Source organism: Bartonella sp. 1-1C (assembly GCF_002810325.1).
Lineage (GTDB): Bacteria > Pseudomonadota > Alphaproteobacteria > Rhizobiales > Rhizobiaceae > Bartonella > Bartonella rochalimae.
The window spans coordinates 1,331,982-1,354,818 of the sequence record NZ_CP019489.1 but is presented as its reverse complement, the minus strand read 5'-3'; the positions used below and the strand labels follow the sequence as shown (position 1 = coordinate 1,354,818).

Genomic DNA, 22,837 nt, shown 5'->3' with positions numbered 1-22,837 from the left:
ATGATAACAGAATCGAAGGATACTGTTCTTGTCTTGGAAGATGTCGTCCGCGAATTTCGTGCAGGTGAGACATTGATCCGTGTTTTAAAAAACATTAATTTAACCATTAAGCGTGGTGAGATGGTTGCAATTGTAGGAGCATCAGGTTCAGGAAAATCTACGCTCATGAATATTTTAGGCTGTCTTGATCGACAAAGTTCAGGGCGCTATTGGATTGCTGGTAAAGACACGGCTTTGCTTTCAGCAGATGATTTATCAGCTTTGCGACGCAATCATTTTGGTTTTATTTTCCAGCGTTATCATTTGCTCAAAGAATTAACGGCTCTTGGAAATGTTGAAATTCCGGCTATTTATGCAGGCTGTTCAGCAGAAATAAGAAAACAACGTGCACAGAGCCTTTTAACACGTTTAGGAATGCGTGATCGGATGGGCCATTATCCCAATCAGCTCTCAGGAGGGCAGCAGCAACGTGTTTCAATTGCTCGTGCTTTAATGAATGATGCTGATATTATTCTTGCAGATGAACCAACCGGTGCTTTAGACAAAAAAAGTGGTCAAGAAGTTTTGCATATTTTAGATGAGCTTCATCAAGAAGGACGGACTATTATCATTGTAACGCATGATATGCAGGTTGCGGAAAGGGCAGATCGCATTATTGAGATCAGTGATGGGGAGATTATTTCTGATACTGTTTCAAAAATTAACAAAACACCCCATAAGGAACATTCTTTTCAAAAAGAGGATGCTCTCAAAAGTACTCAACAGTTGGGAATTTTCCGCGCTTTTATGGAACGTTTTGGTGAAGCGTTTGTTATGGCTTTATTGGCCATGAATGCCCATCGAATGCGAACTTTTTTAACAATGCTTGGGATGATTATCGGTATTTCTTCAGTTGTTGCGATGATTGCTTTGGGAAATGGTACCCAGAAAAAGATTCTTGAAAATTTAAAGAGTTTCGGGACCAATACCTTGACAATTATGCCAGGTAAAAGCTTTTCTGATCCACAATCAGGAAAAATAACCAGTTTAGTGGAAGCAGATGCAGAAGCACTGTCTGAATTGCCTTATGTTGCTGGTGTCACGTCTCAGATTTCAGTAAGTTCGATGGTGTATTATAATGCAATTGAAACAAAGGCTGTTGTTGTTGGTGTAGGAGAACAATTTTTTGAAATACAGGGGCTACAAGTCATTCAAGGAAGGTTATTTGATCAATCAAGTGTGCGTGATCGGGCTGTTGATTTGATAATAGAAAAAGAGGCAATTTCTGTTCTTTTTCCTCATAGTCAAGAAAATCCTATTGGAAAAATTGTACGTGTGGGGAATGTGCCAGCTCGTATCATTGGTGTTGTGGATTCACAAAACCATAGCGGTGTTTCAGATACAATCCAGATTTATTTACCTTATACGGCAGTACAAATGCGCTTTCTTGGTAGAACAGATGTTCGTGCTATTATTCTTAAAATTGCTGATAACGTCGATTCACAGTTAGCAGAAACTATGATTCGGCGTTTGTTAATTATGCGGCATGGGCAAGAAGATTTTTTTATTAAAAATTCGGAAGAGTTTCGCAAAAAAATTATGAATAGTACAGATATTTTAACGCTTTTAGTGACGTCAATTGCAGCAATTTCACTTGTTGTGGGCGGAATTGGAGTCATGAATATTATGCTCGTTACTGTTTCTGAGCGGATTAATGAAATTGGGGTGCGTATGGCAATTGGTGCACGTCAGAGTGATATTTTGCAACAATTTTTAATTGAATCGATTTTAGTTTGTCTGATTGGTGGAAGTTTAGGCATTCTCTTTGGACTTGCTATTGGGGGAGTATTTATGTTGGGAAATTCTCCTATACAATTGATTTATACTGTTCGTTCAATCATAATAGCTGTTCTCTTTGCAGCCTTTATTGGGGTGAGTTTTGGTTTTTTTCCAGCACGAAAAGCTTCACGGCTTGATCCTGTCGTTGCTCTTGCACGGGATTGAGAAATCTCATTCAAGAGGATGATGACTCTTTTTGTGATTGTAAGAGCAAAGGACGATCTTGTTTATAAGATTATTGAGTGGTTCTTGGAATGTTAAGAGTTAAGAATGTCTATGATTCAGGGCAATATAGAAAAAGGATGAATTGTCTAAAGTGAAAAGACAGTTGAGAATTTTTTTATAAAGAAAACAATATTATTCTTATTTTTACACTGATGTTTTTGATATATTCAAGGGCAAGAAGACGTATTTGATTGACTTGTTTTATCCAGCTATCGGCAACATCTTGTTTTATAGGATAGGCAATAAAATTGATGTCAGGCATTAAATATTTAAACTCGAGTAAAGAGCGTGTCATGTGATAATCGTCAGTAACGATATAAAGTGTTTTATAGCGATTTTTTTTGATCCAATGAGCGCTTTCTTCAGCGTTTCCTCGGGTATTAATTGCTTGATGATCGATATCGACACAACAGGAAAAGAGTCGAGGATTGATATTCATTATACGGATCAGTTTATTGGGATGTGTTCTTGTGTTCACTCCGCTGATTAAGAGTCGCGAACCAAGCTTTTTTTGTAAAAGCTTTAATCCTGTTTCTATTCTGTTTTTTCCTCCTGTAAGGACGATAATTGCATCGGCTTTCGGTAAAGGGTGCGGAGGGGTAAATTGTCCAACTTTTTCAGTAAAAGCGACAAAAGTAAAACAAAAAATGAGAATGATGATCAAAATAAAAAGTGCTGTTGGTGGCAAATAGTAAAAAAATCGTTTACGTTTTTTCGTAATATTTATTCTGTTTCTGTGTTCAAGAAGAGAGTTTTGCAGTCTATCACGAGCAAAACTATCATGTGAAAAATTGGGATCAGGAGTATTGTAGGTCATAAAATTAAAATAAACCGTTTTCACATTGATCGATTTTTTTAAGTTGTGCGAGAATCGTAATTCGATTGGTAAGCGTTGTAACGATGGCGACACAAAGAATAAGAATGAAAATTTTTCCATAGGTAGTAAAGCTAATGGAAAAGTGTCCAAATAAAGCGATAATTTGACGCGTTTTTTCTAACCCTAAATTGTAATTCGTCCAAACGAGAAAAGCATTAAAGAGTAGTATACCTATTACACCGCCATATAATGCACCGCGAAATGCAGTTTTAAAAAAATGCCAATCAAACTGTTGGGCAATGAAGACGGTTTCAGTACCCAGAAAATATAAGACATTAATGATATGTGCATTTTCTGCTAGCGCGTTACATGTAGCGAAAATAATTGTAAGGATTAATGAGCCAAGAATGAGAGCTAGAATTGCAAAACCAATAAAAACAGTTGTTTGTGTCATAGTGCTAAATCGATTCATCCAAAAGCGGTGATCATCAAATTGACCACCTGGAATTTGTGTTTTAATAGCATGACTGATTGCTTGAAAATCGGTTTTTTCATTTTCTTTCAAAGTGACAATGATGAGTCGGGGAATGGGAAATTCCTTAAAGGATATACCTGTTCCAAGCCATGGTTCAAGTAATTTTTCAGTAGCTCTTTGATCAATAATTTTGGCGTTTTGTACTCCTCGAAATGTTTTCACTAATTTAACAGCATCATGAAGAGATTTTTCAATATCAATATTTTCAATTGGACGGATTTGAATTGTTGCTTCATAGCTTATTTGACTGCTCCAATTATTGGCAGCGCGTTGTATTAAATCAACGCTGATTAATGTTAAGCTTGAAAGAAATGTCATAATAGCAATGACTGCAACTAATGCTTGCCCAGAGATATTACTACTAGGAATAAGAGGTGTTCTTTTTCCTTTATCAACTGTAAAGATGCGTTTTAGAATGTAGAAAATGGAGGAAGATTTATTCATAAATTGTCATCCGTCCCTGGTGCAGAATTAAACGCCGGGCTGCAACTTGCTCCATCAATGAGATATCGTGGGTAGCAATGACGACAGCTGTGCCAAAACGATTTAATTCAATAAATAAACGAAGTAAGCGCGATGCTAAAGATGGATCAACGTTTCCTGTGGGCTCATCTGCGAGAAGAATTTCGGGTTGATCAATAAGAGCACGTGCAATCGCTACTCTTTGTTTTTCTCCACCTGAAAGGACGGGTGGTAAAACATGAATATAATTTCCAAGACCGACCCATCGCAAAAGATCTTCTACTTCACTGCGATAGGTTGCTTCTTCTTGTCCTTTGATGCGTAAAGGCAGAGCAACATTTTCATAAGTTGTCATATGATCAAGCAATCGAAAATCTTGAAAAACAACCCCAATACGTTGTCGTAGAGCAGGAAGTTCTCGTCGCTTAAGTAATGCTGTATCATTGCCAAATAAATCAATGTGACCACGGGTTGGTTTTATTGCAAGAAACATAAGACGCATCAACGACGTTTTTCCTGATCCAGAAGCTCCGGTTATAAATTGAAACGATCCTTCGGGAATGTGAAAGCTGATATCTCGGAGGATTTCAGGTCCCATTCCATAGCGTAAACCAACATTTTCAAAACGAATCACTTTTAAATACCACTTCTGTTTTTGGAGTGAATATGATGACAATGCTCTCTTAAAATACTTAATTTACTTTCTTTTTCCAGTATTATTGTTCTATTGGTAACCTCAATTATTTTCTATATTTTACCGGTTTGCAATAAGGTCATCGATAACTTGTGGTTCGGCAAGGGTTGAAATGTCTCCTAGGGTATCAAGATTATTTTCAGCAATTTTTCGCAAAATACATCTCATGATTTTTCCTGATCGTATTTTGGGCAATTGAGCAGTAAATTGAAGTTTATCTATTATTGCAATAGCCCCAATTTCTTTTCTTACATGTTGAATAAGATTTTGGTGTAACTCCTCACTTGATATTATTCCTTCCACTAAGGTTACAAAACTATAAAATCCCTGTCCTTTAATTAGAGTGAGGATATCTTATAATAGCAGCTTCTGAAACAGAAGGGTGTGAAACAAGGGCTGATTCAAGCTCAGCAGTTCCTAGTCTGTGACCAGAAACGTTAAGTATATCATCAATTCGTCCTATAATCCAATAATAGCTATCGCTATTCTGTTTACACTCATCGCCTGTAAAATATTTTCCTTTATATGTGGAAAAATATGTTTGGATAAAGTGCTCATGGTTATTATAAAGGGTACAATTTGGCTTAGGCACTGAATCAGTGATACAAAGACTTCCTTCTGCTTCTCCTTCCAAAACGTTTCCTTGCGCATCAGTGATTTGTAAATGGATTCCGAAGAATGGATGTGTAGCTGATCCGACTTTAAGTATTATTACTCTGGGGAGAGGAGTGATGGTATGTCCTCTTGTTTCTGTTTGCCACCATGTGTCAAGAATGGGACAACGGCTGTCTCCAACGGTATGATGAAACCATTCTCGTGTTTCTGGATTGATCGGTTCGCCTACTGTTCATAAGAGGCGAAGAGAGGTTCTTTGAGAGCGGATAGCGTATGCGTTTTCTGTGCCCATTAAAGCACGAATGGTCTTTGGTGCGGTGTAGAGTGTATTGACTTTGTGTTTATCGACAATATCTCAGAATCTCCCTTTATCGTGGAAAGTTGGTGTGCCTTCGAACATTAAGGTAGTTGCACCATTACATAAAGGTTCATAGACCAAATAAGAGTGGCCAGTGATCCAGCCAACGTCAGCTGTACACCAATAAATTTCATGGGGATGGTAATCAAAAACATATTGATGTGTCATCGATACATAGATAAGATATCCACCTGTTGTATGCAGAACACCTTTTGGTTTGCCTGTTGATCCTGAAGTATAGAGTATAAAAAGAGGATCTTCTGCATTCATTTTTTCAGGGGGACAATCAGTTGGGGCTTGAAGTGCTTCTTCATGGTACCAGAAGTTACGTTCTGCAACCCAGTTAATTTTTTCATTTATGCGTTGTATGACCATGACGTGGTTGACATGCACATTACGGTGTGCTGCTATATGAATAGCTTGATCAATATTCTCTTTTAAATTAATTGTTTTTCCTCCACGTAAACCCTGATCAGCAGTAATGATAAAAGTTGATTCACAATCAATGAGACGCCCTGCAATCGCTTCAGCAGAAAAACCAGCAAAGATACCTGAATGAATAGCTCCAATAGGGGCATATGCGAGCATAGCGTAAGCTGCTTCAGGAAGCATCGGTAGATAGATGGTGACTCTGTCTCCTTTTTTAATACCGTATTTTTTTAGATGTTTGCAAAACGACAGACTTTTTTATACAGAGAATTATAAGTTATTTTTTGATCAATATTGGGATCATCACTTTCCCAAATAAGTGCGATTTGATCACCGTGATTTTTTAAATGACGATCAATATAATTATAAGCCACATTGGTAATTCTATCTTCATACCATTTAATCGATACAGAGTCATTAAATGAAGCGTTTTTTGCCTTTGTGTAAGGTTTAAACCATTCAATACGGTGACCGTGCTTTGCCCAGAAAGCTTCTGGATTGTTAATGCTTTCTTGATACTGTTGTTGGTAGGTTTCGTAGTGAATGAAATTTTTTTTGAGATGCATTGGGTCTGATAAGTTTTTTCAGACATTGTTCTCCTTCTTTTTATGAGGTCAAAAAGATTACTCTGTGGTTATTTTGTTATTCTATTTTTTCATGAGTGCTTTGATAAGAATGAAAATTTTATATTTAACTTAGTTTAAGTCATAGGCTTGAATAGTTAATTTTATGCAATGAAGATCAAAAAAGCTTTTTTATGTGTGTTTGTAAAAGATGGAAAGTCTTAAGAAAGACAATCATTAAAAGGAGCGGGGACCAAATAAAGCTGATCCAATGCGGAGAACATTTGCACCAAATTGGAGAGCGATTTTAAAGTCATTGGACATGCCCATAGAGAGTTTTGAAAGACCAGTTTCTTTTGCAAGTTTTGCTAAAAGAGCAAAATAAGGACCAGGATTTTCTTGAAGAGGGGGGATTGCCATCAGTCCAATGATATCAAGTCCATAATTATTTTTGCATTGAGCAACAAAGGCTTTTACTTCGTGTGGAAAAATTCCACTTTTTTGTGGTTCTAATCCTATATTAACTTGAATATAACAGGGGAGATGCTTTTTCTGCTTGTGCATTTCTTCTGCTAGGCTTTTAGCTATTTTTTCTCGATCAACAGTTTGAATAACATCGAAGATTGTAACAGCCTCTGCTGTTTTGTTGGATTGTAAGGGGCCAATAAGATGAAGTTCTATTGTGTTAAATTGTTGTCGTAAGGAAGGCCATTTTTCGGCTGCTTCTTGCACACGATTTTCAGCAAAAAGGGATTGCCCTGCTTTCAGAAGAGGAACAATATTGTTTGCGGTAACAGTTTTTGAAACAGCAATGAGTTGAATATTCTTTACAGGGCGATGATAGTCTTGACATGTTTTGGCAATGTCTTGTTGAAGGTTTTTCCACGCGTCAATAGAGGAAATCTGAGGTATATTCATAGGAGTATGCTTTCTGTTTTTATGTAGGAATTAGATAATTTTTTATAAAAGCTTTAAAATAATTCATGAAAAGGTTGACGATAAAGTTAATCCGTGGTGAATCTTGCAAGAATTTTGAAGTTAATTTTATAAAGAGTATAACGGGAATGGTAAGCGAACGCTATAATCCACGTGCACAGGAAAAAAAATGGCAAGCGATTTGGGATGAAAAGAAAATTTTTCAAGTCGCTGATAATGGTGAGCATGAAAAATATTATGTTTTAGAGATGTTCCCTTATCCTTCTGGACGTATTCATATGGGGCATGTGCGCAATTATACTATGGGCGATGTTGTTGCCCGATATAAGCGGGCAAAGGGATTTCATGTGCTGCATCCAATGGGATGGGATGCTTTTGGAATGCCTGCTGAAAATGCTGCCATGCAAAATAAAGTCCATCCTAAAGTATGGACCTATGATAATATCAAGGTCATGCGAAAGCAGTTGCAGCAACTGGGTTTTTCTTTGGATTGGTCCCGTGAATTTGCTACATGTGATGTCAACTATTATCATCGTCAACAAATGCTGTTTCTGGATTTCTATCAGAAAGGGCTTATTTCACGGCAGGTGGCTAAAGTTAATTGGGATCCTGTTGATCAAACAGTTTTAGCGAATGAACAGGTTGTTGATGGTCGTGGTTGGCGTTCTGGTGCATTGGTTGAACAACGCGAATTAACCCAGTGGTTTTTCAAAATCAGTGATTTTAGTGATGATTTATTGGCAGGACTTGAGACGCTTGATCAGTGGCCAGAAAAAGTACGCATTATGCAAAAAAATTGGATTGGCAAATCACAGGGGCTTCTGATTCGTTGGGCTTTGCGTAAAATCAATATAGTGGATGATGTCTGTGATGCATTTGATGAGATTGTTTGTTATTCAACACGTCCTGAGACTCTTTTTGGTGCTTCTTTTTTAGCACTTTCTGTTGATCATCCAATTGCAAAGGCTTTAGCGCAAAAGGATAAGACACTTGATACTTTTATTAAAAACTGTCAGTGTCATGGTACTACAGAAGCGGCATTTGATACAGTGGAAAAACAAGGATTTCGCACGCCACTTTTTGCTATTCATCCTTTTGATTCGACGGTGCATCTTCCTGTTTATATCGCTAATTTTGTTCTCATGAATTATGGAACTGGGGCTATTTTTGGATGCCCTGCTCATGATCAGAGAGATTTGGATTTTGCTCGAAAATATAATCTTGCTGTGCGTCCAGTAATTGTACCAAAAGAAAGTGACGTTGAGAAGTTTGTCATTGCTAAAACAGCTTATTTGGGCGATGGCGTGATGATGAATTCAGGTTTTTTAGATGGTTTGACACCGCAAGAAGCTTTTCAAATGGTTGCTGAACGGCTTGAGAAACAGTTGCTCAAGGGTCAGCCTCAAGCACAAAAAACAGTGCAATTTCGATTACGGGATTGGGGAATTTCGCGTCAGCGTTATTGGGGTTGCCCAATTCCTATGATCCATTGTACGGATTGTGGTGTTGTGCCTGTCCCACATGCTGATTTGCCCATTGTGTTACCCGATGATGTTACTTTTGATCAGCCTGGTAATCCACTTGCGCGCCATGATGAATGGCAAACGGTGGTTTGTCCTTCTTGTGGTCAGTTGGCAAAACGTGAAACCGATACAATGGATACTTTTGTTGATTCTTCTTGGTATTATGCACGCTTTACGACACCTCATGCCCAAGAACCAATAGACCCGAAAATAGCAGCGCAATGGTTACCTGTTCAGCAATATATCGGAGGGATTGAACATGCGATTTTACATCTTTTATATGCACGTTTTTTCACACGGGCAATGAAGATGATAGGCTATGTTTCGATAGATGAGCCTTTCAAAGGTTTGTTTACGCAGGGTATGGTAGTGCATGAAACCTATCAAGATGAGAAGGGGTGGGTTGCGCCGGCAGATGTCGCAATTGTTGAAAAGAATGGAAAGCGTTGTGCCTATAAGCTTACCGATCAAAGTGAAGTAAGGATTGGTTCAATTGAAAAAATGTCCAAATCAAAAAAGAATGTGGTTGATCCTGATGATATTATCGCCTCCTATGGAGCGGATACTGTACGCTGGTTTATGTTGTCGGATTCTCCTCCTGAACGTGATGTTATTTGGTCGGAATCTGGAATTGAAGGGGCGCACCGTTTTGTGCAGCGTGTTTGGCGTTTAGTGGCTTTAAGTGCTCCGGTTTTAAAGGAAGTAAAGTCATGTGCAGGACAGCAAGGAGCTGCTTTGGAGCTTTCCAAAGCAGCCCATCGCACACTTTGTGCTGTAGAAGATGATTTAGAAAAACTTGCTTTTAATCGAGCTGTTGCACGCCTTTATGAATTATTGAATGTGATCGCTTCCTCTTTAAATAATCTAGAAAATGCTGAAGATGAGATGAAGTCTGCACTGCGTCAAGCAATGGATTTTTTCATTGCAATGATCGCTCCTATGATGCCTCATTTAGCGGAAGAATGTCATGCTGCTTTAGGTGGGAATACACTGATGTCGCAGTGTGCTTGGCCTGCGTATGATTCTGCATTAACGGTTGAGGAATATATTACTTTACCAGTGCAAATTAATGGCAAAAAGCGGGGGACTGTCACTCTTGATGCGGTTGCTGATAATGCGGCAATTGAAGAAGCGGTTTGTGCTCTTGACTTTGTCCAAGCACACTTAGCTGGCAAATCTATTAAGAAAATGATTATTGTTCCAAAAAGGATTGTTAATGTCATTATTTGATGGATTGATTGTTGCTGTTTTTTCTTGTTTGTTTGCTTTTCTTAGTGGATGTACCGTTGAACCACTTTATCGTCAGGTCTCGCAGGGGTCGACATCCGCAATTTCTCTTTTGCATGGTGAGACATCAGAAAAGATTTCTACAGGACTTTCTGAAAAATTTGCAGCCATTGTAATTGAAGAACCCTCTGATCATTTCAGTCAAATGGTCCGTAATCATTTATTGTTTCTTCTCTATGGGCATGGAGGAAAGCCTTCTGTACCTCTTTATCAATTGTCATTGCAAACATCGGTTTTTACACGAACATCTTTCGAGATAGATATAGATAATGACCAAGAAGGGGATGGAAGAGGGCATCCATCTGTTGGGACAATTGTGGGTCAAGCTTCTTATCTTTTAAAGACTATGAACAATGAACTTATTGCGAAAGGGGCAGGAACAATAAGGGCCTCTTTTGATCGACTTCGTCAAGAATATGCAACGGTGCAAGCTGAAAAAAATGCGCAAAAACGCGTTGCTGAAGAATTAGCTGAACGCATTTTTATGTTGCTTGCAAAAGATCTTGCAAAAAATCCTTCTTTGTAAAAGCTCAAATTTTTTCACAATTAAAAGGATATGAAGAATTTCTGGACACGGTATAGCCCAAAAAATCTTATTTCCACTCCTTCAATTTATATGTTTGTCTGTTTCAATGTCCCAGTTGAGATGTTTGAAGAAGAATCACAATATTTGTAGGGTTTTAAATGCTTTTTAAGCGATGCTTTGTCCCGTTTTTGCCCAGTCCGCCGCAAATGTTTCTAAGCCTTGGTCGGTTAGAGGATGTTTAATCAGATTTTTTAGGATTGCTGGTGGAACAGTTGCAACATCTGCACCACTTAATGCTGCTTCTTTAACGTGATTGACAGAGCGGATAGAAGCAGCCAAAATTTGAGTGTTGAAATTATATTGGTCATAAAGAGTGCGAATTTCGTGGAGCAGTTCAATACCATTATATCCACAGTCATCGATTCTTCCGATAAAGGGTGAAATAAATGTTGCGCCTGCTTTTGCAGCTAACAAAGCTTGATTAGCTGAAAAACAAAGGGTAAGGTTTGTTTTTAATCCCTGTTCAGTGAGAGCTTTACAAGCTTTTAATCCATCAAGTGTTAAAGGCAGTTTGATGCAAATATTGTTAGCAATTTTTGCTAAAATAGCCGCTTCTTTCATCATGTTGTTGAAGTCAGTTGCAACAACTTCAGCGGAGACTGGTCCGTTGACAAGAGCACAAATCTCTTTGATAGTTTCTAGAATATTACGTCCAGATTTGAGAATGAGAGAAGGATTGGTTGTGACACCATCGACTAATCCTAAATTTTGTAATTCTTGGATATCTTCTTTATGAGCACTATCCACAAAAAATTTCATTTCAAATCTCCTTGGTTTTTAAAAATTTGTTTTTAACACTTTCATTGGTTCTTGTTGTCTATGTTATGCGTCATTCTTTATAGAAAAAGCAAGGATTTGGTTGACGGATAAAGAAGTGGTACAAAACGTCTTAAGACGAAAAAAAATCAATGAAAAAAGTCTCTTATCGTATTGTTTCGTTCTGGGATAGTTATTGAATTGGTTATATTAAAGGACAGATCAGGGAAAAAATGGGGTACAAGAATAGAAAAATGCAACAATAAAACCAAAGTACTGTTTATGAAAAGGTGATGTCCATTGTGACAGAAATGAAAATTGTTTCGGTTGTGGTGCCAATCCCAGTTTTTCAGGCTTATAGCTATGGGGTAGAACCGCATATAGAGGTAAAAGTTGGTTCTTTTGTACGTGTTCCTGTTGCAGGACGCGAGATTTGTGGTTTTGTGGTTGCTCTTGGTGAGTCGATCTTTGAAGAAGAAAAAAAGGATCATTTAAAGAAAATAACCGCTGTTTCTGTGGCGCGTGATAAATTGCGTTTTGTGACGCATGTTTTTGATTGTCCGCCATTAAAAGCTGAGATGATCGCGTTTTTGCGTTTTGTCAGTCAGTATACCATGACGCCTTTCGGTCTTATCGCGGGATTAGTTTTACGTGTGCCGACAGCTTTAGATCCAGAAGAGAAGATGGTGGGACTGCGTTATTGTGGAGGGAACGTGGCACGATTAACACCAGCGCGATCGCGCGTTTTAGACTTGGCGCGTGATGGAATGATTTGGAATCGTTCTGATCTTGCTCATGCGGCCAAAACTGCGCTTTCAGTGGTAGATCTTTTAAAATCACTTGGGGTTTTTGAAGAAGTTATGGTGCCAGCACAAGCAGTCGTTGCTCTGCCTGATCCTGATTTTTGTCCACCTGTTTTAGAAGGAGCACAGAAAGCGGCAGCGAATGTGTTGCGAGAAGGTATTGTGTCTTCTCAATTTCAGGTTTTTTTGCTTGATGGAGTTACGGGGTCTGGAAAAACAGAAGTCTATTTTGAAGCGGTAGCTCAAGCGCTAAGGGACAATAGACAGGTTTTGATTTTATTGCCAGAAATTGCTTTAACACAACAATTTTTAGACCGTTTTCATGCACGTTTTGGAGCTTCAGCAGCTGAATGGCATTCTGATTTAACACCACGTCGTCGTGAACGTGTGTGGCGGCAAGTTTTAGAAGGAAAGGTGCGGGTTGTTGCAGGAGCACGTTCAGCGCTTTTTTTACCTTTTCTGGATCTTGGATTAATCGTTGTTGATGAAGAGCATGATGGTGCTTATAAACAAGAAGAGCGTATTTTTTATCATGCGCGGGATATGGCTGTGGCGCGGGGATCTTTTGAGCGTTGTCCTGTTATTTTATCATCAGCGACTCCTTCCATTGAAAGTCAGGTGAATGTTTTATGGGGACGTTATCAGCGGGTGCATTTGCCTTCACGGTTTCAAGCAGCAGCACTGCCGCATTTGCAAGTCATTGATATGCGGAAAGGGGGTGTAGAAAAAGGACGCTTTATTTCTTCTGTTCTTGAACGAGCTTTGAGAAAAACTTTGGAAAGGGGTGAACAGGCGCTTTTGTTTCTCAATCGGCGTGGATATGCGCCTTTAACGCTTTGTCGGATGTGTGGACATCGTTTTCATTGTACGGATTGTTCGAGTTGGTTGGTTGAGCATCGTTTGCGAGGACAGCTTAAATGTCATCATTGTGGTTATTATGAACCTCTTCCAGAAGCGTGTCCAGAATGTGGAACATTGGATCATTTAGTGGCTTGTGGCCCAGGGGTGGAAAGAATTGCCGAGGAAACACAGAGACTTTTCCCACAGGCACGGTTGCTTATTCTATCTACTGATTTAAAAGGAAGAATTAGTCAATTGCGACGAGAATTAGAAGCAATTGCAAAGGGGGATGTGGATATTATTATTGGAACACAGTTAGTTGCTAAGGGGCATCATTTCCCTGGATTGTCTTTGGTTGGGGTGATTGATGCTGATTTAGGGCTTGCCAATGGTGATTTACGTGCAAGTGAACGGACCTTTCAGCTTTTGTCTCAGGTTACAGGGCGTGCAGGGCGTATGGGATTAGAAAGTCTAGGATTGTTGCAAACATATCAACCAGATCATCCGGTTATAAAAGCTTTACTTTCACAACAGCGTGAGGATTTTTATAAGCGGGAGATTGCAATGCGCCAACATGATGTTTTGCCTCCTTATGGACGACTTGCAGCTTTGATTATTTCTTCGGAAAAACGCCAAGTGGCGGAAAATTATGCCCGTGCATTGCGCCAAGTTGCACCATCGATGAAAGGTGTATCGGTGATGGGACCTGCAGAAGCACAGTTGGCACTTGTGCGGGGCCGTTATCGTTTTCGCCTATTATTTCATGGGCAGCGTTCTTTTGATTTGCAAGGGTTTATTCGTGTTGTTCTATCTCGTGCACCAAAGAAGCCTAGTTCGGTTCGGGTTCAGATTGATATTGATCCGCAAAGTTTTCTCTGAAAAGGCTAAGGGTATTTGTTTGTTAAAAGACTATTTTAAAGGGGGAGTTGTTGTGAAAAAGATGGGATTTACCCTTTTTATTTTGAGCTGGTTTATTGGGACAGGGGCGCACGCATCGATTTCTGATGTCATTAAAAATAATGAAAAAAAGGAAATGAAAAGTGTCGATGCGACTGTTTTTGTTTTTACTTATCGCTTAATAAGAGAAGTGGAAAAAGTTTTTCAGCCAATCATTGCTTCTCCACAAAAAACAATGCAGTCCCTTTGTGGTTTTCCAGTTGTACATGCTCGCCAGTTGGTTTATGCCTACGCGGTTTTTTATGATGATATAATTTTGCAAGATATTATGGCCTTTAATAAATTATTGAATATTGATCATAAGGCTGTTGTCGGACCATTGACAGCACAAATTTTGCAGCATTTACAAAATCATCGCAAATTGATGGAAAAGGCACGTATATTGGATCTTTCAGGAGACGTTGTGAAAGCCCTTTTGATGGATGAAAGTTTTAAAATCGATATTTTATTATCTAAAGTTGGACAAGAAATTTCTTCTTCAGTGTTCGATACCTTTCATGAAGGAGATATGAGAAACTTAAATCAGGTATCAGCCAAGATTAAAAATGGACTCAAAGAAAATTGTGTTCCTCATTCTTCAACTGAAAAGCTATTTTAATTATTTTAACGAAAAATTTTCAAAAAGCATGACTTTGTGGTGTTGCGAGTCAATTATGTCTATGCTAGAGATTGGAAAATTTTTTGTTCTGAGTTTCAAGAAAAAAGATTTTTAGAATTTGAAATATGTGGTCCATTTTTTCTGATCAATATCAGAGAATCCCTTAAGGAAAAGAGGCGGTATTTCGTGTCAGATTCAGTTTCTCTTGTCCCATTGCCGCTCGTGAGCCAGCGTTATGCAAAAGCTTTTTTTGATTTGGTTCAAGAAGCAGGATGTGTCGAACATGTGGAAAAGGAAGTGGCGTCTTTATTGAACGTTTTAGAGCAAAATGAGGATTTAAAATATTTTGTGCATAGTCCGTTTTTTTCAGAAAAAGAACAAAAGGAAGCGTTAAATGTCTTCTGTGAAACTATAGAGTTTGCGCATGAAGAGGCAGGTCGTATTTTTCGCAATTTTTTAGGCGTTATCGCAGCTAATGGTAGGCTTTTTGCACTCTCTAGTATTTTACGTGCTTTTCAGCGTCATATTGCTCTTTTCCGGAGAGAATTTTTTGCGCAAGTTGTTTCTGCGTATCCATTAAATGCTGATCAGAGAGAAATGTTGCGCACGGCATTGGAGAATGTTGTGAAAGGAAAAATTGTATTACAATTTTCCAGTGATCCAACAATTCTCGGTGGGTTTATCATTCGTTTAGGGTCATGTCAAATTGATATGTCCCTTATGACAAAATTATCTTCACTTAAGCTTGCATTGAAAAAAGAGGTCAGCTGATGGATATTAGACCGTCTGAAATTTCAAAAATCCTAAAAAAACAAATCAAAAACTTTGACCAAAAAGCTGAAGTTTCAGAAGTTGGTTGGGTTTTATCTGTGGGTGATGGAATTGCTCGTGTTTATGGTTTGGATAATGTCCAAGCAGGTGAAATGGTTGCTTTTTCCAATGGCGTGCAGGGGATGGCGCTGAATTTGGAAACGGATAATGTTGGGATTGTGATTTTTGGATCAGATCGTGACATTCGTGAGGGCGATACTGTTAAACGGCTCGGGGCTATTGTAGATGTTCCTGTAGGGCCCGCTTTGCTTGGTCGTGTTGTCGATGCACTTGGTAATCCCATTGATGGAAAAGGTCCTATTAAAGCGAATGAGCGTCGTCGTGTTGATGTTAAGGCTCCTGGTATTATCCCACGTCAGTCTGTGCATGAGCCAATGTCAACTGGATTAAAGGTTATTGATGCCTTAATTCCCATTGGACGTGGGCAGCGTGAATTGGTGATTGGTGATCGTCAAACAGGAAAAACAGCGATTTTGCTCGATACATTTTTAAATCAGAAGCATTTTCATGACAATGATACTGAAGAAGATCAAGACAAAGTATATTGTATCTATGTGGCAATCGGTCAAAAACGTTCAACGGTTGCACAGTTTGTTAAAGTTTTAGAAGAAAGGGGAGCTCTTGACTATTCAATTATTGTTGCAGCAACAGCTTCTGATCCTGCTCCGATGCAATTTATTGCTCCTCTCGCTGGTTGTGCCATGGGAGAATATTTTCGTGATAATGGTCAACATGCGTTGATTGGTTATGATGATCTTTCTAAACAGGCTGTTGCTTATCGTCAAATGTCTCTTTTGTTACGTCGTCCTCCTGGCCGTGAAGCTTATCCAGGAGATGTTTTTTATTTGCATTCTCGTCTTTTGGAGCGAGCTGCAAAGCTTAATGCTGATTATGGTTCTGGATCTTTAACGGCACTGCCAGTGATTGAAACACAAGCCAATGATGTTTCTGCTTATATTCCAACCAATGTGATTTCGATTACTGATGGTCAGATTTTTCTGGAGACAAATTTATTTTATCAGGGTATTCGTCCTGCAGTGAATGTTGGTCTTTCTGTTTCACGTGTTGGTTCTGCTGCTCAAATTAAGGCAATGAAGCAGGTTGCTGGTTCTATCAAGGGTGAATTAGCACAATATCGGGAAATGGCTGCTTTCGCGCAATTTGGTTCAGATTTAGATGCGTCAACGCAGCATCTTTTAAATCGTGGTGCACGTTTGACTGAGCTCTTAAAGCAGTTACAATTTTCACCACTTAAAGTAGAAGAACAAGTTGTTGTTATTTTTGCTGGTGTGAATGGCTATCTTGATTCATTAGCTGTTTCTGATGTTGGGCGATTTGAACAAGGGCTTTTAACACTTCTCCGCAGTAATCATGAGGAGCTCTTAGAGGCGATTGCTGAACAGAAACAAATAACAGATGAAATTAAAAGACAGATGATTATTGTTCTTGATTATTATGCAAAGAATTTTTCTTAATTGATTGGTGGAATGCTTGAATGGCGTCGCTAAAGGATCTTAGAGACCGTATTGCCTCGGTTAAGGCAACGCAGAAAATTACCAAAGCTATGCAAATGGTTGCAGCAGCAAAGTTGCACCGTGCGCAAGAAGCCGCTGAATCTGCACGGCCTTATGCTCAGCATATGGCTGCTCTTTTAGCGCATGTGTCTGCTGATCTTGATCCAGTGGATTCCCCAGCTTTGATGCGTGGTACGGATCGAGATGATAAGTATCTCTTGGTTGTATGTACAGCTGAGCGTGGCTTGTGTGGGGCTTTTAACACGCAAATTGTTCGTTGTGCGCGTGAACACATTAATAGCCTTCTTTCTATTGGTAAGACGGTTAAAATTTTAACTGTTGGAAAAAAGGGAGCTGATATTTTACTTCGTGATTTTAAAGCTCTGATGATTGATCATATTGATTTGCGCTCTGTGAAACAGATTAGTTTTGCAGAGGCAGCTACAGTAAGTCAACGTATTATTGACCTTTTCAATGAAGAGGTGTTTGATGTTTGTACACTTTTTTATTCTGAATTTGTATCGGTTATTAACCAGTCTCCAAAGGCTGTCAATTTGATTCCAGTTGTTGCTCAAAATGAATTTTCTGATGAGGTTGGTGGTGTTAAAAAAGAAAAGAAAGGTGGGATTGTCCAAGCGGCTGTTTATGATTATGAACCAGATGCAGTTTCTTTGGTGGATGAGCTTGTTGCGCGTAATCTCTCTGTGCAAATTTTCCGTGCTTTGCTTGAAAATGTTGCGGGTGAAATGGGTGCAAAAATGAGTGCTATGGATAATGCATCACGGAATGCCGGTGAAATGATTAATAAATTGACGGTAACGTATAATCGTCAGCGTCAGGCGCAGATTACAACCGAATTGATTGAAATTATTGCGGGCGCTGAAGCGCTTTAAAGTGAGAAGGTAAAGATTAATGATGAAAGCAACAACGTCAAAAAAAAGAACAGCAAAGGGTGAAGAAAAAAAATCAGTTGCTCGTTCAGGCGTAAAAAAGACTTCCTCAGCAAAATCGGCAAAAAAGGCTCAAGGCTCTTCTAGTCTTGCCCATGTTGATTCTAAGACTGTTCGTCAGAAGGGATCTATTGGTGAAATTAGGCAAGTTATAGGAGCTGTTGTTGATGTGCATTTTGAAGGAGAATTACCTCATATTCTTAATGCGTTAGAAACAGACAATTTGGGTAATAAGCTTGTTCTAGAAGTTGCTCAACATTTGGGTGAAAATACAGTTCGTACCATTGCAATGGATACAACAGAGGGCCTTGTTCGTGGTCAAAAGGTTTATGATACGGGAGCGCAAATTTGTGTGCCTGTTGGAGAGGCAACTCTTGGTCGTATTATGAATGTGATTGGGGAACCTGTTGATGATGCAGGACTCATTATGGCGACTAAAAAACGTTCAATTCATCAAGAAGCGCCTCAATATGTGGAACAATCAACCGAATCAGAAATTCTTGTTACCGGAATTAAAGTGATTGATTTGCTTGCTCCTTATTCGAAGGGAGGAAAGGTTGGTTTGTTTGGGGGAGCTGGTGTTGGTAAGACCGTTTTAATTATGGAACTCATCAACAATATCGCAAAAGCACATGGAGGTTATTCAGTGTTCGCCGGTGTAGGAGAGCGTACGCGTGAAGGGAATGATCTCTATTATGAAATGATTGAAAGTCGTGTGAACGTTGATCCAAGAGAAAATGGGTCAACTATAGGTTCAAAATGTGCCCTTGTTTATGGGCAGATGAATGAGCCACCAGGGGCACGTGCACGTGTAGCGCTTTCAGGTTTGACAATTGCAGAGAATTTTCGTGATGAAGGGCAAGATGTGCTTTTCTTTGTGGATAATATTTTCCGTTTTACACAAGCTGGTGCCGAAGTTTCAGCTCTGTTGGGACGTATTCCTTCTGCTGTGGGGTATCAACCAACTTTGGCAACGGATATGGGTGCTTTGCAAGAGCGTATTACAAGTACCAAAACGGGATCTATCACGTCTGTACAAGCTATCTATGTTCCCGCTGACGATTTAACTGATCCAGCGCCTGCTACGTCTTTTGCGCATTTAGATGCCACAACTGTTCTTTCTCGTTCAATTGCGGAGAAAGGAATTTATCCAGCAGTTGATCCACTCGATTCTTTTTCGCGAATGCTGGATCCATTGATCGTTGGTGAAGAGCATTATACTGTTGCTTGTCAGGTTCAGACTATTTTGCAACGTTATAAATCTTTGCAGGATATTATTGCTATCCTTGGTATGGATGAATTGTCTGAAGAAGATAAATTGTTGGTTGCGCGGGCGCGTAAAATTGAGCGTTTCCTTTCGCAGCCTTTCCATGTAGCAGAAGCTTTTACTGGAGCTCCTGGAAAGTTGGTTTCTTTAGAAGAGACTATCGATGGATTTAAAGGATTGTGTGCTGGTAATTATGATGATTTACCAGAAGCAGCTTTTTACATGGTTGGTTCGATTGATGAAGCCATTGAAAAAGGAAAGCGTTTGATTGAAGAAGCTTCTTCATAAAAGGTGTTCTGTGATGAGTGTTTGTCCTAGAAAGACAAGGGGTTCCCGTGGAAAATAAAAGAACAGAATCTTTCTTGTTTGAGCTTGTCTCACCTGAGAAACTTATCTTTTCAGAAAAAGTGATGGCTGTTGTTCTACCTTCAGTATCGGGATATTTAACGATTATGGCTAATCATGCTCCTTTAGTGGTAAGTCTCGTTCCAGGTGTTATTAGGGTTATGTCTTCCTCAGAAGAAAAAATATTTGCTCTTTTGGGAGGGGTTGCAGATATTACATCTTTGGGATGCTCTCTCTTAGCTGAAACCGCTGTTGCTATTAATCATTTATCTCTTCAGGATCTTGAGCAGCGCATGGCAGAAGTTCGAGTCATGGTGGAAGAAAACGTAAGCGGTAGGACTCATCATAAAGTGGAAGAGGTTTTTCAGAAATTAATTTCTGTGGGTGGTGTTTCAGCACTGGCATAATGAAAAATGTGAGAATAGAAAGATGAGCAACGAGGGGAACAGTGGGGTATCGTCCGCAGAACTTGGGCCTTTCACTCATCTAGGTGCTATTTTTGCAGGACCTTTGCCAAAATGCTTCACTTATATTTTTGCTTCTTTTATTTTACAATGGGCTTATGGATTAGGGGCCAATATGGTTCAATCCAATATTATCGAGCTCACAGGAGATTTCAACACAACACTTATTGAAACGACATGGTTGGTCAGTGCTTATATGGCACCGCATGTCAGTATTGCAATCATGTTGATTAAGATTCGTTATCAATTCGGCTTAAGGAATTTTGCTGAATTATCGATTCTTGGATTTGTTGTGGTGTGTATTTTGCATTTGTTTGTTACAGATTTACGTTCAGCTTTGATTATTCGTTTTTTCGCTGGTATTGCTGCTGCACCAATGGCTTCGTTAGCTTTTCTCTATATGATGGAGGCTTTTGCACCGGCAAAAAAATACACTATTGGTATCAGTTTAAATTATATGAATGCGGCTTTAGCAGTTCCTTTATCTCGTTTGATTTCACCAAGTCTTCTTGAAAATGGCGGATTTTCTAGTCTTTCAGCAGTGGAGATGGGACTTGTTTTGATCGGTTTAGGATGTATTTTTTCTCTTCCACTTACGCCAGTTATTTGCAACAAGGTCATTAAGAAATTAGACTGGGTAAGTTATAGTTTGATTGCACTTGGACTCGGTTTAAATGCTATAGTGATGTCTATTGGCAAATGGTATTGGTGGACTGAAACACTATGGATTGGTTGTGGACTTGCACTTGCCATTTTTTCTTTGACGATTGCTATTATAATTGAACTAAATAGAGAAACTCCGTTGATTGATTTACGGTGGCTTTTTAGCAAAGAAATGATCCAAATTGTTTTGGTTTTGTTGGTGTTTCGAATTCTTTTATTAGAGCAATCAACTTTAGCTGCGGACTTCTTTAATCTTTTTGGTTTGTTAAATCGTGATATGGCCCCTATGTATTGTGCAGTCACTTTTGGTACTCTTTTAGGAGGCGGTGTTTGTGTCTTTTTTTTACGAATGGGTCGAGAGGATTATTTTTATCTTTTATCTTTGAGCTGTTTAGCGGTGGGATCTTACTTAGATAGTCATGTGAGCCAGTTAACTCGTCCGATGGATATGATTATAAGTCAAGGCTTGATTGGTTTTGGTTATGCTCTTTTTTTGCCTCCTGCTTTATGTAATGGTTTTGTTAAAGCTAGTGCGCGAGGGCCCAATTATGTTTTGAGTTTTATTGCGATTTTTTTATTGGCACAAGTTACAGGAGGGCTTATGAGTGCAGCTCTTTTTAGTAGTTTGCAATTTTTTTTCGCACGTCATCATTTTGAATATTTAACACAAGAAATTACAACGACGGGCACATTTGTTTTTGAGAAGATAAATCACTTATCTTCTCCTTACAGCGCTTTAGTTTCTCATAGCTTAAAGGGTGAAAAAACGATATCAAGTCTAACGGATCAGTTGCAATTGACAGCAAATGTTTTGGCTTATGATGATGTTTTTCGGCTTTATTTTTATATGACAATGATTGTTTTAATTATTTTTCTCCTCAAAATATTTTATAAATCATATTTTATGAGGTCTTTATGATGTTGTTAAAAAGTAAAGTGTGATTAGTAAGGATATGTGAAAAGCAATGATCAAAATCTTGCGATCAAAATCAACCATTGTTGCCTTTCTGTCCGGTATAATGGGAATTGTATTGATTTTATGGGCGTGGCAATTACCGCCATTTGTGAGTACCCTTCAAAAAACCAATAATGCTTTGATTAAGGGGAATATTACTCTGATAAGTCCGCAAGTTTCTGGTATCGTGAAACGGGTTTATGTTCAAGATTATCAAAAAGTTGAAAAGGGAATGGTTTTATTTGAACTGGATGATACCCTTTTCCGATATCAGCTTGCGCAGGCACAAGCAATTCTTGAGGCAAAAAAAGCAAAGCTCGCCAGTGTTTTGTTACAGATTAAATTGTTGCAAAAGGAAATTGATAGGATAAGAACCGAGTTGTCTCATTCTAAGAATTTAAATGCTCAAGGAACTTTGCCATTATCTTCTGCTTCTTCACATTTATCAGCAACATTTGAAACAAAGAGCCAATTGCACAAGAAATTGGAATTTGAACGACAAGGTTTACAATCGGATATTGCGGAAGCAAAAGCGGGTGTTGAAGTTGCTGAGCTGAATTTAGCGCACACTAAAATTATTTCTCCTGCTGTAGGACATATTGGATCGGTTGGCATACAAGTGGGGCAATATGTAGAGTCTGGTATGCGGTTGGTGGCTGTTGTTTCTGATGACATTTGGATTATTGCCCATTATAAGGAAACACAGATTTCTAATATGCGTATTGGACAGCCTGTTATTTTTTATGCTGATGCTTTAAAAAATCAAAAATTAACAGGCCGTGTGGTACGCTTTGCTCCTGCGACAGGATCAGAATTTTCATTATTAGGAACAGAGACTGCACATGGTAATTTTATCAAAATTGCGCAACGCATCTCTATTCGTATTGCCATAGATCAAGGGCAAGAGGGAATTGAAAAACTTATTCCTGGAATGTCAGTGATTACGTATGTTGATACAGCATCGCATCATTCTAGGGATTGAAATATTCTCTTTATTTTATACTCAAGTTTATTTTCAGTTTAGAGGATTTCGTTGGATTTATTTT

General features: G+C 38.8%; 17 protein-coding genes and 1 pseudogene. 12 read left to right on the top strand and 6 right to left on the bottom strand.

The genetic code is table 11. The features are described 5' to 3' along the window. A complete protein-coding gene (locus tag B11cv2_RS06085) occupies positions 1–1,983 on the top strand; it encodes a MacB family efflux pump subunit (protein ID WP_100693750.1) in 1,983 nt (660 codons plus the stop codon). A gap of 175 nt (positions 1,984–2,158) precedes the next feature. On the opposite strand, the gene B11cv2_RS06080 is transcribed toward B11cv2_RS06085, so the two are convergent. The 5 genes and pseudogenes from B11cv2_RS06080 to B11cv2_RS06060 all read right to left on the bottom strand — a co-directional run bounded on the left by B11cv2_RS06080 (position 2,159) and on the right by B11cv2_RS06060 (position 7,434). Then, positions 2,159–2,860 carry a YdcF family protein gene (locus B11cv2_RS06080; protein ID WP_100693983.1) on the bottom strand — a complete coding sequence of 234 codons (702 nt, stop codon included), beginning with the start codon at positions 2,858–2,860 and terminating at the stop codon, positions 2,159–2,161. Positions 2,861–2,864: 4 nt separating this feature from the next. Then, entirely contained in the window at positions 2,865–3,839 is a 975-nt protein-coding gene (locus tag B11cv2_RS06075; RefSeq protein WP_245406970.1) for an ABC transporter permease, read from the bottom strand. Next, positions 3,832–4,491: a cell division ATP-binding protein FtsE gene (ftsE, locus tag B11cv2_RS06070; protein WP_100693749.1), complete on the bottom strand. Its 660-nt coding sequence runs from the start codon at positions 4,489–4,491 to the stop codon at positions 3,832–3,834. Before ftsE ends, B11cv2_RS06075 begins: the two co-directional genes overlap by 8 nt. Positions 4,492–4,611: 120 nt before the next feature. Beyond that, a pseudogene (gene acs / locus B11cv2_RS06065) lies at positions 4,612–6,545 on the bottom strand (acetate--CoA ligase). A gap of 208 nt (positions 6,546–6,753) precedes the next feature. Then, positions 6,754–7,434 carry a YggS family pyridoxal phosphate-dependent enzyme gene (locus B11cv2_RS06060; RefSeq protein WP_100693748.1) on the bottom strand — a complete coding sequence of 227 codons (681 nt, stop codon included), beginning with the start codon at positions 7,432–7,434 and terminating at the stop codon, positions 6,754–6,756. Positions 7,435–7,580: 146 nt separating this feature from the next. On the opposite strand from B11cv2_RS06060, the gene leuS reads away from it, so the two are divergent. Then, positions 7,581–10,205 carry a leucine--tRNA ligase gene (gene leuS / locus B11cv2_RS06055; RefSeq protein WP_100693747.1) on the top strand — a complete coding sequence of 875 codons (2,625 nt, stop codon included), beginning with the start codon at positions 7,581–7,583 and terminating at the stop codon, positions 10,203–10,205. Continuing rightward, positions 10,192–10,788 (top strand): hypothetical protein, encoded by a 597-nt coding sequence (locus B11cv2_RS06050; protein WP_100693746.1) that lies wholly within the window; start codon positions 10,192–10,194, stop codon positions 10,786–10,788. Before leuS ends, B11cv2_RS06050 begins: the two co-directional genes overlap by 14 nt. 165 nt (positions 10,789–10,953) lie before the next feature. Here the strand turns inward: B11cv2_RS06050 and fsa are convergent, their stop codons facing one another. Beyond that, positions 10,954–11,607, bottom strand: coding sequence for a fructose-6-phosphate aldolase (gene fsa / locus B11cv2_RS06045; RefSeq protein WP_100693745.1), 654 nt, complete (start codon positions 11,605–11,607; stop codon positions 10,954–10,956). A gap of 290 nt (positions 11,608–11,897) precedes the next feature. Between fsa and B11cv2_RS06040 the strand changes: the two genes are divergently transcribed. The 9 genes from B11cv2_RS06040 (at position 11,898) to B11cv2_RS06000 (ending at position 22,773) form a co-directional block, all read left to right on the top strand. Then, on the top strand, positions 11,898–14,126 hold the full coding sequence (locus B11cv2_RS06040) for a primosomal protein N' (protein ID WP_100693744.1): 2,229 nt from the start codon (positions 11,898–11,900) through the stop codon (positions 14,124–14,126). A 61-nt stretch (positions 14,127–14,187) separates the two neighbouring features. Next, positions 14,188–14,802, top strand: a complete 615-nt coding sequence (locus B11cv2_RS06035) for a hypothetical protein (protein ID WP_245407005.1) — start codon at positions 14,188–14,190, stop codon at positions 14,800–14,802. 186 nt (positions 14,803–14,988) lie between these two features. Further along, positions 14,989–15,573 (top strand): ATP synthase F1 subunit delta, encoded by a 585-nt coding sequence (atpH, locus tag B11cv2_RS06030; RefSeq protein ID WP_100693743.1) that lies wholly within the window; start codon positions 14,989–14,991, stop codon positions 15,571–15,573. Next, on the top strand, positions 15,573–17,108 hold the full coding sequence (gene atpA, locus B11cv2_RS06025; RefSeq protein ID WP_100693742.1) for a F0F1 ATP synthase subunit alpha: 1,536 nt from the start codon (positions 15,573–15,575) through the stop codon (positions 17,106–17,108). The genes atpH and atpA overlap by 1 nt, the downstream gene beginning before the upstream one ends. A 20-nt stretch (positions 17,109–17,128) precedes the next feature. Continuing rightward, on the top strand, positions 17,129–18,040 hold the full coding sequence (locus B11cv2_RS06020; RefSeq protein ID WP_100693741.1) for a F0F1 ATP synthase subunit gamma: 912 nt from the start codon (positions 17,129–17,131) through the stop codon (positions 18,038–18,040). Between the two features lie 19 nt (positions 18,041–18,059). Beyond that, positions 18,060–19,652, top strand: a complete 1,593-nt coding sequence (atpD, locus tag B11cv2_RS06015; protein ID WP_100693740.1) for a F0F1 ATP synthase subunit beta — start codon at positions 18,060–18,062, stop codon at positions 19,650–19,652. A gap of 47 nt (positions 19,653–19,699) precedes the next feature. Further along, positions 19,700–20,116, top strand: coding sequence for an ATP synthase F1 subunit epsilon (atpC, locus tag B11cv2_RS06010; RefSeq protein WP_100693739.1), 417 nt, complete (start codon positions 19,700–19,702; stop codon positions 20,114–20,116). A gap of 22 nt (positions 20,117–20,138) precedes the next feature. Further along, complete coding sequence (locus tag B11cv2_RS06005; RefSeq protein WP_100693738.1) at positions 20,139–21,755, top strand: MFS transporter; 1,617 nt, start codon at positions 20,139–20,141, stop codon at positions 21,753–21,755. A 46-nt stretch (positions 21,756–21,801) separates the two neighbouring features. Further along, positions 21,802–22,773, top strand: coding sequence for an HlyD family secretion protein (locus tag B11cv2_RS06000; protein WP_100693737.1), 972 nt, complete (start codon positions 21,802–21,804; stop codon positions 22,771–22,773). Positions 22,774–22,837 lie beyond the last annotated feature (64 nt).